Origin of the sequence: Polaromonas sp. (assembly GCF_043778355.1) — a bacterium.
Classification (GTDB): domain Bacteria; phylum Pseudomonadota; class Gammaproteobacteria; order Burkholderiales; family Burkholderiaceae_C; genus Polaromonas.
Genome location: NZ_JAYWHI010000010.1, coordinates 1 through 13,864, shown reverse-complemented (window position 1 = coordinate 13,864; position 13,864 = coordinate 1). Strand labels below are relative to the sequence as shown.

The following is a 13,864-nucleotide window of genomic DNA, read 5'->3' as shown; positions in this document are numbered from 1 at the left end:
TCAGTGCGGCGCAGCGGGCAGCGTCATGCGAAAGCTGTAGCCATGCCGCTCAAAATCCAGCGAGTCGTAAAACGCATGTGCTTTTTCAAGCTTCAGGTTGGATGACAGCGTGAGCTTGTAGCAACCACTTTCGGCCGCCAGCGCCATCGCATGACGCATCATGGCCTTGCCAATGCCCTGGCCCTGTACACCAGTGTCCACCGCCACGTCTTCAACAACGGCAGACGGCGCGCCCAGGTGGCCCAGGTTGTCCATGATAAGCAGCGCAAAAGTGCCGACCACCTGTGTGCCCTGTAGCGCAACGTAGAGCTTGTAGTTGGGGTAACTTGCCATGCGGGTCCAGATGCGTTTTGCGTCTGCCAGCGGCAGGGTGTCGCCATCGTCAATGTCGGGCTGGGCGTAGAGGCGCAAGATGTCCGGTAGGTCAGCTTCCATCGCGGGGCGGACAGTGGTTACTTGGGTCATGGATTGACTGCTCACAGGCAGTGTATCTGGGACATGACAATTTTGCGGTGGGAACAACAGCAGCGGCTCCGCTACCGGGTCATCGACGCTTTTGCGCAGGCTAGCGTCGGCTGGAACGCAGGGTTAGGGCGCACGCTATAGCTGGCAGAAGATGTAGTCCATGGCCTTGTCGTTGCGCTTGTACTCCGGGCGTTGGCCGAACACCGCCTTCAACGTGTGAATTGCATAGACATCCGCAACCTTCAGCAGCTTCCAGCCAACCCGCTCACCGCTCTGGCTCCCGCCGCCAGTCTGATAACACCTGAGTATTTCGTCTCCGCTCTTGTCTCGGCCGTAGGCATGCGGCTCAACAGTGCGTGTGTAGCCGCTGTATCTCAATTCCAGGACGCGCAGCTCGGCGATGGCGTCAGCGATGTCTTGCTTCATGCTGTGCTAGCGGGTTAGTCTGGATTCGTCGGCTGAATGTCGCCGGCGAGGCGGCCTTCGTAGCGGTGACCGCAGTTGGTGCAGATTCTTATGCGGTACTCCTTGGCGTCGTGTACAAGCTGCCGTTGCCTATGGTCGTTTTCCCAGCAGCGTAAGCAGAACGGAACGCCGACTGGTTTTCCTTCAGAGTCGGCTCGATAGTAGGCGTCGTACCTTCGCACGAGGCTGTCCTTCGCCTGAAACGCCTCTTCCAGTTCGCGAATGCGCTTCTCCTTTGACGCGAAGGTGTCTTGAAGCTCAACGAGTTCCATCTTCACATCTGCAAGGGCGCTGACCAAGTCCGCGACTTTCAGCTTGAGCTCAGCCCGTTCGATCGAGACGTCGCTCTCGCGGATGAACTTGGCGATGTCGGTCGCGGTCTTGAGGCTGCCAAGAACTGCGCCAATTGTTGAAATGTCAGGCATACGTAGTCTTTCTAGGGCGCCCTAACGTGTGAGGCAACCGGGCCACAGCCTTCGCGGCGAAGCCGCCGTGTGCAGGTGTGGATCCGTGTTGGCCGAAAGGTTAGACATCACTGCGCACCAGCTATGCCTACCCATAGGAACCAAACGAGTGAAGCCAGTCCAAAAACTCGACCTGCTTCGCGGACCACGTCGAGGACTTTTGCGGCCCGAACCATTGGCGCTGCGCCTGGGTGGGCGGCCAATTCTAGAGATTGCGACCCCCAAATGAACTCTCGTTTGATTGCATCGTAGTTACCAGGAATGCGCCCGCCCGAGACTGTCCAATCCGATAGCGCCAAGCTAAGCGGTGACTTTTGCTCAATGAGTAATGCGACAAGGCGAGACCTTACTTCCTGCATAAGCACCGCAGCGATGATGAAGATTAACCCGCATGCAAAAATTGCGGATCCGGCTAGTAGGGACGTCTGACTCATAGGTGCGGTGAATCGTTGCAGGCGCTTCGTGTGACGTCTAACGTTGGCGCTGCCCGGCATGCAACACGTGCCGCGGAGCGGCCTCCTGATGTTGCATGTCCGTGCCGAGCAACCAGTTAAAGCGGTTCATGCAAGAAATCCCGTGGCCGCGGCAATAGCGCACGCGATGGCGAGTATGCCCCAGAGCCAAACCATCTGACTTAGATCGCCCAGCCCATAGAGCGCATTCCACTCCTTGCGTGCTTTCTGCTCCTGAAGCGGAACTCCGCTGAGGTCTTGCCCCAAGCCTTTAGCAGTCAGCGAATACGGTACGTCTGCTGCTGGGGTCGCCACCTTCCACGCATCGTAGGCGAGCCACGCAAAAGCCATGGCAGCGACAAGGAAGATCCAGGAACTCATATGAGCTTTAACGTTGAAAATGAGCGGACGCCGAAGGCGATCCGCTCTCGATTGACCCGTTAGGCTGGCATCCGGAGCACACGAACGGTTTTACTTTCATGACTTAACTCGCTTCTCTCGGGTGGCAAGCCAGACTCCGAGAAAAGCGAACGCAAAGTAGGTCGCGAACGCTAGGGCCGTTGCTGCTAAACCATTGAGGCCGTTTTTCGCAGCTACTACAAGTGGCAGGACGATCAGAGCACCCACAATCAGAGGCTTGCCGCCGACTGGGTCGAACTGACCCGAGGTCATCCATGCAGCAAGCAATGTGATAACGGCAGCAATCGCTACGGCAACAATCAACTTTTGTCGAAGCAACATTTCGTAGCCTAACGTAATGTATAGAGCAAAACCTGCTCGATAAACTGGCGCGTGCTCGATATTCTGGACCTGCCAAACACGCACAAGTCCTTGTTCTTAAAAGAATATTCCATCTTTACTGCTGCTCCCCAGCTAAATAAAAAAGCGCCGAACCCCGCAGCCGCGAGTTTAGGCGTAGCTGGCAGTACCGCGCATCCCCCATTTGCACGGGCTCTCTTTCGGTCCTGTCGCAAATCCCCTCCAACCACCGATGGCAAAACAGGCGAATCTTGATTTTCCTCATTGACTTCCTATAATTTCAGTAATTCCTGAAAATTCAGTAAACTTAGACCATGAACCTCGCCCCCCTCACACAGCGTTTTGTCCTGCATTTCGGCGAAATGGGCAGCCGCTGGGGCATCAACCGCACCGTCGGCCAGATTTACGCGCTGCTGTACGTCTCGCCGCGGGCGCTCAATGCCGACGAGATTGGCGAGGCGCTGGCTTTTTCGCGCTCCAACGTCAGCATGGGTTTGAAGGAGCTGCAGTCATGGAACCTGGTGCGGCTGCAGCACCTGCCCAACGACAGGCGCGAATACTTTCAGGCGCCCGAGGACGTGTGGGCGATTTTCCGAACGCTGGCTGAAGAGCGGCGCAAGCGCGAGATTGATCCGACGCTGTCGATGTTGCGCGACGCGCTGATGGAGCAGCCGTCCACCGGTGACGACATCCATGCCCAGGCGCGCATGAAACAGATGCATGACCTGATCGAACTCATGACCGGCTGGCTGGCCGAGGTGCAGAAAATGGATTCGGCCACGCTGATCAAACTCATGAAGATGGGCGCCAAGGTGCAGAAGCTGCTGGAGGTCACCGACAAGCTGACCAGTAGCGTGAAGTCCGGGTTGACAGGCCGGACCGCAAGCACCAAAGTGGCCGCACGGCCCCAACCACTGCCTGAAGACAACCGGAGTTGATGATGGACGGTCTTGACGCTTTCCTGCTGGCGCGCATCCAGTTTGCCGCCAACATCACGTTTCACATCCTGTTTCCCACCATCAGCATTTCGCTGGGCTGGGTGTTGCTGTTTTTCAAGCTGCGGTTTGTCAAAACCGGCCAGCAGCACTGGATGGACGCCTACCAGTTCTGGGTCAAGATTTTTGCGCTGACTTTTGCGCTCGGTGTGGTCAGCGGCATCACCATGAGTTTCCAGTTTGGCACCAACTGGCCCGGCTACATGGAAAAAGTCGGCAACATCGCCGGGCCGCTGCTGGCCTACGAGGTACTCACCGCCTTCTTCCTTGAAGCGACGATGCTGGGGGTGATGCTGTTTGCGCGTGAACGTGTCAGTGAGCGCATGCACACCACCGCCACGCTGCTGGTGGCAGGTGGCACCACGCTGTCGGCCTTCTGGATTCTGGCGCTCAACTCCTGGATGCACACGCCGGCCGGCTTCGAGATGATCAACGGCCAGGCGCATGTGACCAGCTGGCTGGAGGTCATCTTCAACCCGTCCTTTCCCTACCGCTTCACCCACATGATGCTGGCCTCAGGCCTGACGGTGGCTTTTCTGGTGGCCGGCATTTCGGCCTACCGCTGGCTGCGTGATGACAAAAGCGCTGAGGTGATGGCCAGCCTGAAAACTGGCATTTACCTGGCTGCCATGCTGATTCCGCTGCAGATCATTGCCGGCGATGTGCATGGCCTGAACACGTTGAAACACCAGCCGGCCAAACTCGCTGCGATGGAAGGCATCTGGGAGACCCAGCGGGGCGCACCCGCGGTGTTGTTTGCGCTACCGGACAGCGAGGCGCGCAAAAACCGTTACGAAATAGCCATTCCCAAACTCGCCTCGCTCTACCTCACCCATGACCCTGATGGACTGGTTCGGGGTGTCAACTCCTTTGATGGCGAACACCCGCCAGTGGCGCCGGTGTTCTGGGCCTTTCGCATCATGGTCGGCATGGGCGTGTTGATGTTGCTGGTCAGTTGGGCCAGCACCTGGCAACTGGCCCCCTGGAAGAAGGACCCGGAACGCAACCTGAAACGCTGGCACGCCAGGCTGCTCGTGGCCATGACCTTTGCCGGCTGGATCGCGCTGATTGCCGGCTGGTATGTCACCGAGATCGGCCGCCAGCCCTGGCTGGTGACGGGTGTGCTGACGTCGGCGGAGGCGGCGTCCACGGTGGCTGCGCCGCGCATTGCCCTGACACTTGCCTTGTACCTGGTGCTCTACGTGGTCTTGCTCGCGTCTTATGTATCGGTGGTGTTTTACTTGGCGCGGCATAAAAAACACGCCGACAAACCCTTTGGCGACGACCAGACGGCGGGCGAGACCGAGACCGAACTCAATGTCGTCAACTACCCTGAAAAGGAAGGAGCCGCCAATGCTTGACCCTTCCTCCCTGATGCCCGACCTGAGCCAGGCGGCCGGCTGGATGCCGATTGTTTTCATGGGCGTCATGGGCCTGGCGATGCTGGCCTATGTGATCCTGGACGGTTACGACCTGGGCGTGGGCGTGCTGATGCGGCGCGCCAGCGACGACGACAAGGACACCATGATTGCCAGCATCGGCCCCTTCTGGGATGCCAATGAAACCTGGCTGGTGCTGGGCGTTGGCATTTTGCTGACGGTGTTTCCGATGGCGCACGGGGTGATTCTTGGCGCGCTGTACCTGCCAGTGGCCTTCATGTTGATTGGCCTGACGTTGCGCGGCGTGGCCTTTGACTTCCGGGTGAAGGCGCGCGCGGCGCACAAGCCGCTGTGGAACCGGCTGTTTTACAGCGGCTCGCTGCTGGCCAGCTGGAGCCAGGGCTACATGCTGGGCTCGCTGATCACCGGCTTTGCCGACACCTGGTGGACCATGGTGTTCAACGCCTTGATCGGCGCTGCCCTGGTGGCGGCCTATTGCCTGTTGGGTGCGGGCTGGCTGATCATCAAGTCCGAAGGGGAGCTGCAACTCCTGGCCGTGCGCTGGGCGCGCGGCAGCTTGTGGTTCACCATGGCTGGCGTGGCCGCCATCTCGCTGGCCACACCGATGGTCAGCCCACTTATTTTTGCCAAGTGGTTTTCTTTTCCCAACATCGTGCTGCTGATCCCGATTCCGGCGGCCACGGCGGTGTTGTTTGCGGTAATCTGGCGCAGCCTGCAGCGCCTGCCGGTGCGTCTTGCCGAAGGCAATGAATATGGCGCCTGGGTGCCGTTTGGTGCCACAGTCGGGGTCTTCTTGCTGGCGTTTTATGGCCTGGCCTACAGTCTGTTTCCGTGGCTGGTGCTTGAGCGCATCACAATCTGGCAGGCCGCCACGGCGCCCGCAGCCATGGGTGTGATCCTGGTTGGTGCGGTGGTGGTGCTGCCCATGATCATCGGCTACACGGTGTTTGCCTACCGTGTGTTCTGGGGCAAAAGCGCAGCGCTCAAATATTGAACCAGGGCGGTGGGGTGGCGATAAAATAAGTTCTCTTTTTTTTATCAACTTGCCTACCCAACCCCCATGAGTTCGCAGAGCAAATACAAGGCCTCGCTGCAGGCGGCCATCGGACTGACCGATGAGCAGCGCCAGACCGCCGAACAAAACTTTCTGGAAGTGCTGGAGCACGTGCTGGGCGGCGCATCCGCCGTGCGCGGTGCTTATGTGGAATGGCTGGCGGTACGCTCACTGCGCGCCGAAAATCCGGGCAGCTCAAGGTCCAGCGAAGAGCTGCAGGCGATAGCGCGTTGGGAGCAGGCTGCGGACCACGCCACGCGAGCGGTTTTCCGCCAGATGAAAATTGCGGCGCAGAACGCTTTTTTTGAACTGCACGTCTGGAATTCGCGCACGCATTGATTGTCATCACGGGCTGGGCTCGGGGTCCATGCATCAACAACTACCGGCGTGGGTCCATGCGCATGAATTGCGGCTCAAGTCCGCAATGACAAATCCCTAACGATCGTCGTAGCTGATGCTGATGTGTTCAGTCAGCGGCCGCGCCTGGCAGCTCAGCACAAAGCCTTTTTTCACTTCCCAGTCTTCCAGCGTGAAGTTTTTTTCCATATGCACCTGGCCCGCAATCACCTTGGCGCGGCAGGTGCAGCAGACGCCACCTTTGCAGCTGTAGGGCAGGTCCAGACCGGCAGCCAGCGCCACATCGAGCACCTTCTCATGCGCAAACATGTGCAGCGCATGCTCCTTGCCGTCGAGTTGTACCGACAGGCGTATGGGACCGGCGGCGGTGCCATTATCCAGCTCTTTTTGGCCTGTAGCCCTTGTCCCGTTTGCGTGAGCAGCTCCTGAAGGAATAGCAACTGCGGCCTGTGGTTCGCTCAGAAAACGTTCTGCGTGGATACGGTCTCGGGGCACACCGGCTGCCAGCAGGGCGGCTTCACTGCCTTCGATCATGGCCTCAGGGCCGCAGATAAAGGTCTCGTCAATGCTGGCGGCCGGAATCAGGCTGCCAAGCAACTCGGTGACTTTCGCGGCGTCAAGCCGGCCATTGAACAGTGCCACTTCCTGGGCCTGGCGCGACAGCAGGTGAATCAGGTTCAGCCGCGCCGGGTAGCGGTCTTTCAGGTCTTGCAGCGCTTCGTTGAACAGGATGGTGCTGCTGCGCTGGTTGCAGTACACCAGCGTGAACGTGGAGTCTGGCTCGCCGGCCAGCGTGCTGGCGATGATGGACAGCAGCGGTGTGATGCCCGAGCCCGCTGCCCAGCCCACGCGGTGCATGGCGCCGCTCAGGCGCGGCGTGAAGCGGCCATCGGGCGGCATCACGTCCAGCGTGTCGCCGGGCTGCAGGCGAGTGGCCCAGTTGGAAAAAACGCCGCCTGCAACCGGCTTGATGCCGACTTCAATCTCTTGCGTATCTGCCAGGTGCTGGGTGCTGCTGCAGATGGAATAACTGCGGCGCACTGACTCGCCGTCTATGTGTGCCCTCAGCGTGAGGAACTGGCCTGGCGCGAAAGCGTAGAGCGCGCGCAGGTCGGGTGGAATGGCGAAGCTGATGGCGACGGCCCCGGCGGCTTCCGGTGTGACGCGGTTGATGCGCAGCGGGTGAAAGTGGGGAACGGACATGGGCGTTTTAATCAGTAGGGCTTGAAGTAGTCAAACGGCTCCAGGCAGTCCAGACACTTGTACAAGGCTTTGCACGCGGTCGAGCCAAAGTGCGAGGTCTCGGTGGTGTTGACCGAGCCGCATTGCGGGCAGGCGACCGCATCCAGCGCGGATTTGCGGGCGGCAAAGCGGATCACTTTGTCGCTGTCGGGTGTGGTGGTGTGCGGCGGCGCAATGCCGTAACTGCGCAGCTTTTCCTTGGTAGCTGCGCTGATCCAGTCGGTGGTCCAGGCAGGTGCCAGCTGGGTGGTGATACGCGCGCTGATCTCCAGCTGCGTCAGCGCCGCGCGGATGTCGTCCTCAATCTGCCCCATGGCTGGGCAACCGCTGTACGTGGGCGTGATGATGATCTCGACGCCCGCGCTGGTGTCGCGTACGTCGCGCAAAATGCCCAGCTCGCGGATGGACACAACCGGAATCTCTGGGTCGGGCACGGTATCGAGCGCATCCCAAACCGCTTGCAGGGTGGTCAAGGCGTCACCATTGCGCTTGGGGGTGCGCACGCGCCAGGCTTTGCATCTCGGCCAGCAGCGGCGCCAGGTGCTCGCTGTGGTGGCCGTTTTTGCCCTGGGGCAGGGCGGCTTGAAGGAGAGGCGGGCGCGACAGGCCAGCTTCTCCCAAAGCGTCGTTGACCAGCCCGTCCCAATGTGCACGCAGCGTCGCCGGCGCACCGGCCCAGAATTCTGCGGTGTAAGGCATCAACTGGTTCAGCGCCGTCTGTGTGCGTTGCTGCGATTCGGCCGTGCCGTCGCCCAGACGAACAAGCCAGTCACGCGAATGGCGGAAGTGGTAGCGCACTTCCTTGAGCGACTTGCCGGCAATACCTGCGAGCTGCGCATCGCTGGACGCCTGCAGCGCTTCCCACTGCAGCAGCATGTAGGCGCTGTAGAGGAAGTTGCGCGTGATGGTTACCGCGTAATCGCGATCCGACGTCGCAGAGGCATGCGGCAGTTCGAGCAAGGTGAAGTTGCGGAAGTCGCCCGCATCGCGAAAGTAGGCCAGCGAGTCTTCGGTGGCGCCGTTGCCCGTGACGGCTGCCGCGTGCTGGTACAACATACGCGCCTGGCCGATCAAATCCAGACTCATATTGGCCAGTGCAATGTCTTCTTCAAGCACCGGGCCATTGCCGCACCACTCGGCATTGCGCTGGCCCAGCACCAGCGCGTTGTCAGCCAGGTGCAGCAGTTGGTCCAGCGCGGCATGGACAGAAGAGGCGACAGCATCCATCACATGTGGCCCACTTCGTCGGGAATCTCGTAAAACGTCGGGTGCCGGTAAATCTTGTCGGCCATCGGTTCAAAAAACGCCGGCTTGTCGTCGGGCTCGCTGGCGGTGATGGTGGCCGAGGGCACCACCCAGATGCTCACGCCTTCCTGGCGCCGGGTGTAAACATCACGCGCCATCTGCAGCGCCTGCTGCGCATCGACGGCGTGCAGGCTGCCGCAGTGTTTGTGTTCAAGCCCTTGTTTGCTGCGGACGAACACTTCCCAAAGAGGCCACTCATTTTGCGGGGAAGTCATGCCGCCTCCTTCAGTGCCCGAGCGCGCTGTTTGGCCGCATGCGCCTGCGCCGCATCACGCACCCACTGACCGTCATCGTGTGCCTTCACGCGGTTGGCCAGCCGTTCCTTGTTGCAGGGCCCGTTGCCGTTGACGACCGCCCAGAACTCGTCCCAGTCGATCGCGCCGTAGTCGTGCTGGCCGCGCGCCTCGTTCCATTTCAGATCCGGGTCGGGCAGGGTGACGCCGAGAATCGCCGCCTGCGGCACCGTGGCGTCAACAAACTTCTGGCGCAACTCGTCGTTGGACAGACGCTTGATGCCCCATCGCATGCCCTGCGCGCTGTTGGTACTGGCCGCGTCGGGCGGGCCGAACATCGCGAGCACCGGCCACCACCAGCGGTTGACCGCGTCCTGCACCATGGCGCGCTGTTCGGGCGTGCCCTGCATCTGCATCATCAGGCTCTCGAAACCCTGGCGCTGGTGAAAACTTTCTTCCTTGCAGATACGAATCATGGCGCGCGCATACGGTCCGTAAGAGCAGCGGCAAATCGGAACCTGGTTCATGATGGCCGCGCCGTCAACCAGCCAGCCGATCACGCCAACATCGGCCCACAGCAGCGTCGGGTAGTTGAAGATCGAGCTGTACTTGGCCTTGCCGGTGTGCAGCGCATCGAGCAACTGGTCGCGCGATGTGCCCAGGGTTTCGGCGGCGGAATAAAGATAAAGCCCGTGACCGCCTTCGTCCTGCACCTTGGCGAGCAAAATCGCCTTGCGCTTGAGCGAGGGTGCGCGCGAGATCCAGTTGCCCTCGGGCTGCATGCCGATGATTTCGCTGTGCGCGTGCTGGCTGATCTGGCGCACCAGGGTGCGGCGGTAGGCCTCGGGCATCCAGTCCTGCGGCTCGATTTTCTGGTCGGCGTCGATTTTCTCGTCGAAGCGGGTTTGCAGCGCATCAGGCGGTGCCGGTACAGCCCCCAGTGCGGGCGCGGTCCCGTCGGGTACGTCAAGGGATTGGGTGTACATGGCTTGTCTCCTGTCGCGGGGCTTGCCGAAAGGGCAATGTTCACGCCAGTATATCAATTAACCGACCGCTCGGTCGGTTAATCGGTGGACAGTTAGCCGTGGCTTGTTTCAGGTGGCCTGCGCCCTTCGAGCTTCAAGAGGCGGACGATGTTGCTGCGGATGTCATCGTCGTCTTCGACCACCAGAATCAGTGCCGCGGCCCTGTCCTGGCCGCACGCAGTATCAGCCGCCGTGTTCCAGGGTAAAGCCGGCGTTGCGGTCTTGTCCGAGGCGCGCCACCAGCTGCGGCAGCGCGGCCTGCAGGTCGGCCTTCAGCGTGTGCGGCGGGTTGATCACAAACATGCCACTGGCCGGCAGGCCGGGCCGTTTCACATCGCCGGCTTCGTCGGTCGTCAGTTTGCTGGACTTGACGGTCAGGGTCGCGTTGAGCCAGCTTCGGCCGGCCTTGACCGCCAGCGTCTTGAGCTTGCGCGGCAGGTCGTGGGCTTCGGGCCGTGGAATGATGGGGTACCAGACCACATAGGTGCCGGTGGCAAAACGCTTGACGGCGTCTGCCATGCAGGCCACCACCCGTGCATAGTCGGTCTTGATTTCGTAGCTCGGGTCGCACAGCACCATGGCGCGGCGCGCCGGCGGGGGCAGAAAGGTTTTCAGAACCTCAAAGCCATCTTCGCGTGTGACGCTGACCTGACGGCCCGCGCCGAGCTGCTCGATGTTGCCGCTCAGCGACTTGAAATCGGTGGGGTGCAGTTCAAACAGTTTGAGCTTGTCACGGCCGCTGAGAAATTTCTGCGCGATGAAGGGCGAGCCGGGGTAGATCTTCAGATGGGCCGGGTCGCCGGTTTCGTCAAAGGCCTGGTTCAGGCTGCGCAGCAGATCGACGTAATCCTGCAGCGCTGGCGCCAGGGGCTCGTCGGCAGGTGCCTTTGGTTTTTTGGCTGCTACTGTTTTGGTAGCTGGTGATGCCCGTCCAGCAAGGGTTGGAGGCGTATTTGGTACTGAAATCAGGCGAAACACACCGTCTTTGGCTTCCCCGCTGGTTTCGGTGTAATCCCCGTCCAGCCGGTACAGGCCGGCGCCCGCGTGGGTGTCGAACACGGTCAGCGCCGTGTCCTTCTGGGTCAGGTACTTCATCAACGCGATCAGCGTGGTGTGCTTGAGCACGTCGGCATGGTTGCCGGCATGGAAGGCGTGGCGATAACTAAACATGTGTCTATGTTAACGGCCGCCACCGATCTGGCCTTTCCCAGGCACAGGGGACCACGACGGACGGTCGATTTTTGCAATCCGCACCCCCCCATGACGCGTACTGCAATACGGTTGACCGCTTGTCTTGACGCCAGAGGAGCCCCCATGCCTAATTGCCTGCAAAAGTTCTATTGCCTCAGCCCATGACTGCCTTGCCTTCCGGCACGCCTGTTTCCTTGATGACCCATGCGGACGCCCTGGCGCCGGGGACGCGGCTGGCCGAGTTTGAACTGCTGGGTGTGCTCGGCGTGGGGGGCTTTGGCATGGTCTACCAGGCCTTTGACCATTCCCTGCAGCGGCCGGTGGCCATCAAGGAATACCTGCCGGTCGCGCTGGCCGGGCGCGGTCAGGAAGGCGCGGTCATCGTGCGCGATCCAGCAGACCAGCCGGCTTTCGCCACAGGCTTGCAGTCTTTTGTGGCGGAGGCCCGTCTGCTGGCGCAGTTCGATCATCCGTCGCTGGTCAAGGTGTTCCGTTACTGGGAGGGCAACCAGACCGCCTACATGGTGATGCCGCTTTACCGCGGCATGACGCTGCAGGCGGCGCGCACCCAGATGCGCTGCCCACCGCCCGAAGCCTGGCTGCGCAAGGTGCTGTGGGCGGTGCTGGGCGCGCTCAAGACGCTGCACCATGGCAGCGCGGTGCACCGCGATGTCTCGCCCGACAACATCTTCCTGCAGGACAGCGGCCCGCCGGTGCTGCTGGACCTGGGCGCCGCGCGCCACGCCATAGGCGGCAAGACGCAGGACCTGACCGACGCCCTCAAGCTCAGTTACGCGCCGCTGGAGCAGCACAGCAAAGACCCCGGTATGCGCCAGGGGCCCTGGACCGACCTCTACGCGCTGGCGGCGGTGGTGCATGGCTTGTTATGCAACAAGCCGCCGCTGCCCGCCACTTTTCGCGCGGTGCGCGACCGCCTGCCGCCGTTTGCGCGCGTGGCGCGCACGGTGCAGGAGCAGTTTGGCCAGGCCTACAGCCCGGCCTTTGTCCGGGCCATGGGTCAGGCGCTGGCCATCACGCCGAAAGACCGGCCGCAAACCGTGGTCGCGATGGTGCAGGCCATGGGGCTGGAAACGCCGAACGGCATGTCGCGTTTCGACTGGCGCGCCGAACTCGGCGCCATCTGGGTGCAACCAGGTTTGCCTTGGCCGCATCAGGCGGTATCGAGGGTGGCCGATCCCGTGCAAGCGCCGGTGCCGAGCGAGGCGTTGACACAGCCCTTGCCAGCCTCGACCCGTCAGCGCCAGGCACCTTCGTCCATAGCGCGGGCAAGGTCGTTACCGGTTCGGCGAGCGATGCCGTGGCGCATCGGCGCGGGCGTGGCGGTCGTGTTGCTGGTGGCGGCCTCCGCCGCGGTTTTCACGGGGCGAAGCGGGGTAGCTCCGGTGCAGGGGATGGCCTCGGTCGCGCCGCCGTCCGAGCCGCCGGTGCTGATGGCCACCGCCTTGCCGGTGCCCGTCGCGGCCGCCAACCCGCAGCCTGCCACAACGCAGACCGCGTCGGCAGCGGTAGCGGTCGCTTCTCCGGTGCCGCCCAAGCGTGCCGTCCGCAGGAAAGAAGCGCAGGCGGAGCCAACCCCGCTGGCTCCGCCTGCGCCAGTGGCCGTGCTGGAACAGCCCGCCGCCCCCCAACGCCCGGAGTCCGCCGTTGTGGCGCCTGTCCTGGCCGATCCGCGGCTGTCATGCGCCGACCGCAACTTCCTGGGCCGGTCCCTGTGTATTTACCGGGAGTGCCAAAAACCCGGCATGGCCGCGCTGCCCCTGTGTGTGGAAAACAACGAACAGATGCAGAACAGCCGCAAATTCGAGGGGTTTTAGACCGGAAGTGGCCGCAAAAGCCCTTGCCCAAGCCTTTTGGGCCCGCTGACTGGCGGGAAAACCGCCGACTTTGTATAATCGAGGGCTTCGCAGCGATTGGCTGGCCCCGCGGCGAAGTATCTTTCCCACCTAAGAGGTTTCCATCAGAGAAACACCGACCGTGGAAAAGGGCTGCTCAAACCAACTTTTGAAAAGTAAACCATGACAACTTTCAGCGCAAAACCCGCTGACGTGGTGCATGAGTGGTTTGTGATTGACGCGACCGACAAGGTCCTCGGACGAGTAGCCAGCGAAGTTGCTCTCCGTTTGCGCGGCAAACACAAGTCCATTTATACGCCCCACGTCGACACGGGTGACTTCATCGTCATCGTCAATGCAGCCCAGCTGCGCGTCACCGGCGCCAAGCCGATTGACAAAATTTACTACAGTCATTCGGGCTATCCGGGTGGCATCTCCAGTATCAATTTTCGCGACATGCAGGCCAAGTTCCCTGGCCGCGCCCTCGAAAAAGCCGTCAAGGGCATGTTGCCCAAAGGCCCATTGGGCTATGCCATGATCAAAAAGCTCAAGGTTTTAGGCACTTGCGCACTGTGTGGGTGCGATGCGTCGGCATATACCTTGA

17 protein-coding genes are annotated in these 13,864 nt (G+C 61.3%); 6 read left to right on the top strand and 11 right to left on the bottom strand.

The window, feature by feature from the left end:
- The 5 genes from ACH2CW_RS01485 to ACH2CW_RS01465 form a co-directional block, all read right to left on the bottom strand.
- Positions 1 to 465: a GNAT family N-acetyltransferase gene (locus ACH2CW_RS01485; RefSeq protein WP_395055078.1), complete on the bottom strand. Its 465-nt coding sequence runs from the start codon at positions 463 to 465 to the stop codon at positions 1 to 3.
- A gap of 135 nt (positions 466 to 600) precedes the next feature.
- The gene (locus ACH2CW_RS01480) at positions 601 to 891 is read right to left on the bottom strand and encodes a hypothetical protein (RefSeq protein WP_395055077.1); all 291 of its coding nucleotides are present in this window, start codon (positions 889 to 891) and stop codon (positions 601 to 603) included.
- A 14-nt stretch (positions 892 to 905) separates the two neighbouring features.
- The gene (locus tag ACH2CW_RS01475; RefSeq protein ID WP_395055076.1) at positions 906 to 1,355 is read right to left on the bottom strand and encodes a hypothetical protein; all 450 of its coding nucleotides are present in this window, start codon (positions 1,353 to 1,355) and stop codon (positions 906 to 908) included.
- A gap of 599 nt (positions 1,356 to 1,954) precedes the next feature.
- Positions 1,955 to 2,227 (bottom strand): hypothetical protein, encoded by a 273-nt coding sequence (locus ACH2CW_RS01470; protein WP_395055075.1) that lies wholly within the window; start codon positions 2,225 to 2,227, stop codon positions 1,955 to 1,957.
- Between the two features lie 96 nt (positions 2,228 to 2,323).
- Positions 2,324 to 2,671: a hypothetical protein gene (locus ACH2CW_RS01465; RefSeq protein ID WP_395055074.1), complete on the bottom strand. Its 348-nt coding sequence runs from the start codon at positions 2,669 to 2,671 to the stop codon at positions 2,324 to 2,326.
- A 248-nt stretch (positions 2,672 to 2,919) separates the two neighbouring features.
- Between ACH2CW_RS01465 and ACH2CW_RS01460 the strand changes: the two genes are divergently transcribed.
- The 4 genes from ACH2CW_RS01460 to ACH2CW_RS01445 all read left to right on the top strand — a co-directional run bounded on the left by ACH2CW_RS01460 (position 2,920) and on the right by ACH2CW_RS01445 (position 6,393).
- Entirely contained in the window at positions 2,920 to 3,543 is a 624-nt protein-coding gene (locus ACH2CW_RS01460; protein ID WP_395055073.1) for a GbsR/MarR family transcriptional regulator, read from the top strand.
- Positions 3,543 to 4,961 (top strand): cytochrome ubiquinol oxidase subunit I, encoded by a 1,419-nt coding sequence (locus ACH2CW_RS01455; protein ID WP_395055072.1) that lies wholly within the window; start codon positions 3,543 to 3,545, stop codon positions 4,959 to 4,961. Before ACH2CW_RS01460 ends, ACH2CW_RS01455 begins: the two co-directional genes overlap by 1 nt.
- On the top strand, positions 4,954 to 5,994 hold the full coding sequence (locus ACH2CW_RS01450) for a cytochrome d ubiquinol oxidase subunit II (protein ID WP_395055071.1): 1,041 nt from the start codon (positions 4,954 to 4,956) through the stop codon (positions 5,992 to 5,994). The genes ACH2CW_RS01455 and ACH2CW_RS01450 overlap by 8 nt, the downstream gene beginning before the upstream one ends.
- 66 nt (positions 5,995 to 6,060) lie before the next feature.
- Complete coding sequence (locus tag ACH2CW_RS01445) at positions 6,061 to 6,393, top strand: hypothetical protein (RefSeq protein WP_395055070.1); 333 nt, start codon at positions 6,061 to 6,063, stop codon at positions 6,391 to 6,393.
- Between the two features lie 96 nt (positions 6,394 to 6,489).
- Here ACH2CW_RS01445 and ACH2CW_RS01440 read toward each other — a convergent pair whose 3' ends face one another.
- The 6 genes from ACH2CW_RS01440 to ACH2CW_RS01415 all read right to left on the bottom strand — a co-directional run bounded on the left by ACH2CW_RS01440 (position 6,490) and on the right by ACH2CW_RS01415 (position 11,386).
- Positions 6,490 to 7,614, bottom strand: coding sequence for a 2Fe-2S iron-sulfur cluster-binding protein (locus tag ACH2CW_RS01440; RefSeq protein ID WP_395055069.1), 1,125 nt, complete (start codon positions 7,612 to 7,614; stop codon positions 6,490 to 6,492).
- Between the two features lie 11 nt (positions 7,615 to 7,625).
- Positions 7,626 to 8,126 carry a 1,2-phenylacetyl-CoA epoxidase subunit PaaD gene (gene paaD, locus ACH2CW_RS01435; RefSeq protein WP_395055068.1) on the bottom strand — a complete coding sequence of 167 codons (501 nt, stop codon included), beginning with the start codon at positions 8,124 to 8,126 and terminating at the stop codon, positions 7,626 to 7,628.
- Between the two features lie 4 nt (positions 8,127 to 8,130).
- Positions 8,131 to 8,880: a 1,2-phenylacetyl-CoA epoxidase subunit PaaC gene (gene paaC, locus ACH2CW_RS01430; protein WP_395055067.1), complete on the bottom strand. Its 750-nt coding sequence runs from the start codon at positions 8,878 to 8,880 to the stop codon at positions 8,131 to 8,133.
- Positions 8,880 to 9,173 (bottom strand): 1,2-phenylacetyl-CoA epoxidase subunit PaaB, encoded by a 294-nt coding sequence (paaB, locus tag ACH2CW_RS01425; RefSeq protein WP_395055066.1) that lies wholly within the window; start codon positions 9,171 to 9,173, stop codon positions 8,880 to 8,882. The genes paaC and paaB overlap by 1 nt, the downstream gene beginning before the upstream one ends.
- The gene (paaA, locus tag ACH2CW_RS01420) at positions 9,170 to 10,177 is read right to left on the bottom strand and encodes a 1,2-phenylacetyl-CoA epoxidase subunit PaaA (RefSeq protein WP_395055065.1); all 1,008 of its coding nucleotides are present in this window, start codon (positions 10,175 to 10,177) and stop codon (positions 9,170 to 9,172) included. Before paaA ends, paaB begins: the two co-directional genes overlap by 4 nt.
- 222 nt (positions 10,178 to 10,399) lie before the next feature.
- Positions 10,400 to 11,386 (bottom strand): 23S rRNA (adenine(2030)-N(6))-methyltransferase RlmJ, encoded by a 987-nt coding sequence (locus ACH2CW_RS01415; RefSeq protein WP_395055064.1) that lies wholly within the window; start codon positions 11,384 to 11,386, stop codon positions 10,400 to 10,402.
- Between the two features lie 182 nt (positions 11,387 to 11,568).
- Here ACH2CW_RS01415 and ACH2CW_RS01410 point away from each other — a divergent pair, with 182 nt between their 5' ends.
- Both ACH2CW_RS01410 and rplM read left to right on the top strand, forming a co-directional pair.
- A complete protein-coding gene (locus ACH2CW_RS01410) occupies positions 11,569 to 13,242 on the top strand; it encodes a serine/threonine protein kinase (protein ID WP_395055063.1) in 1,674 nt (557 codons plus the stop codon).
- 201 nt (positions 13,243 to 13,443) lie between these two features.
- Positions 13,444 to 13,864, top strand: a 421-nt coding sequence (gene rplM / locus ACH2CW_RS01405; protein WP_395055062.1) for a 50S ribosomal protein L13, incomplete at its 3' end; no start/stop codon positions are given.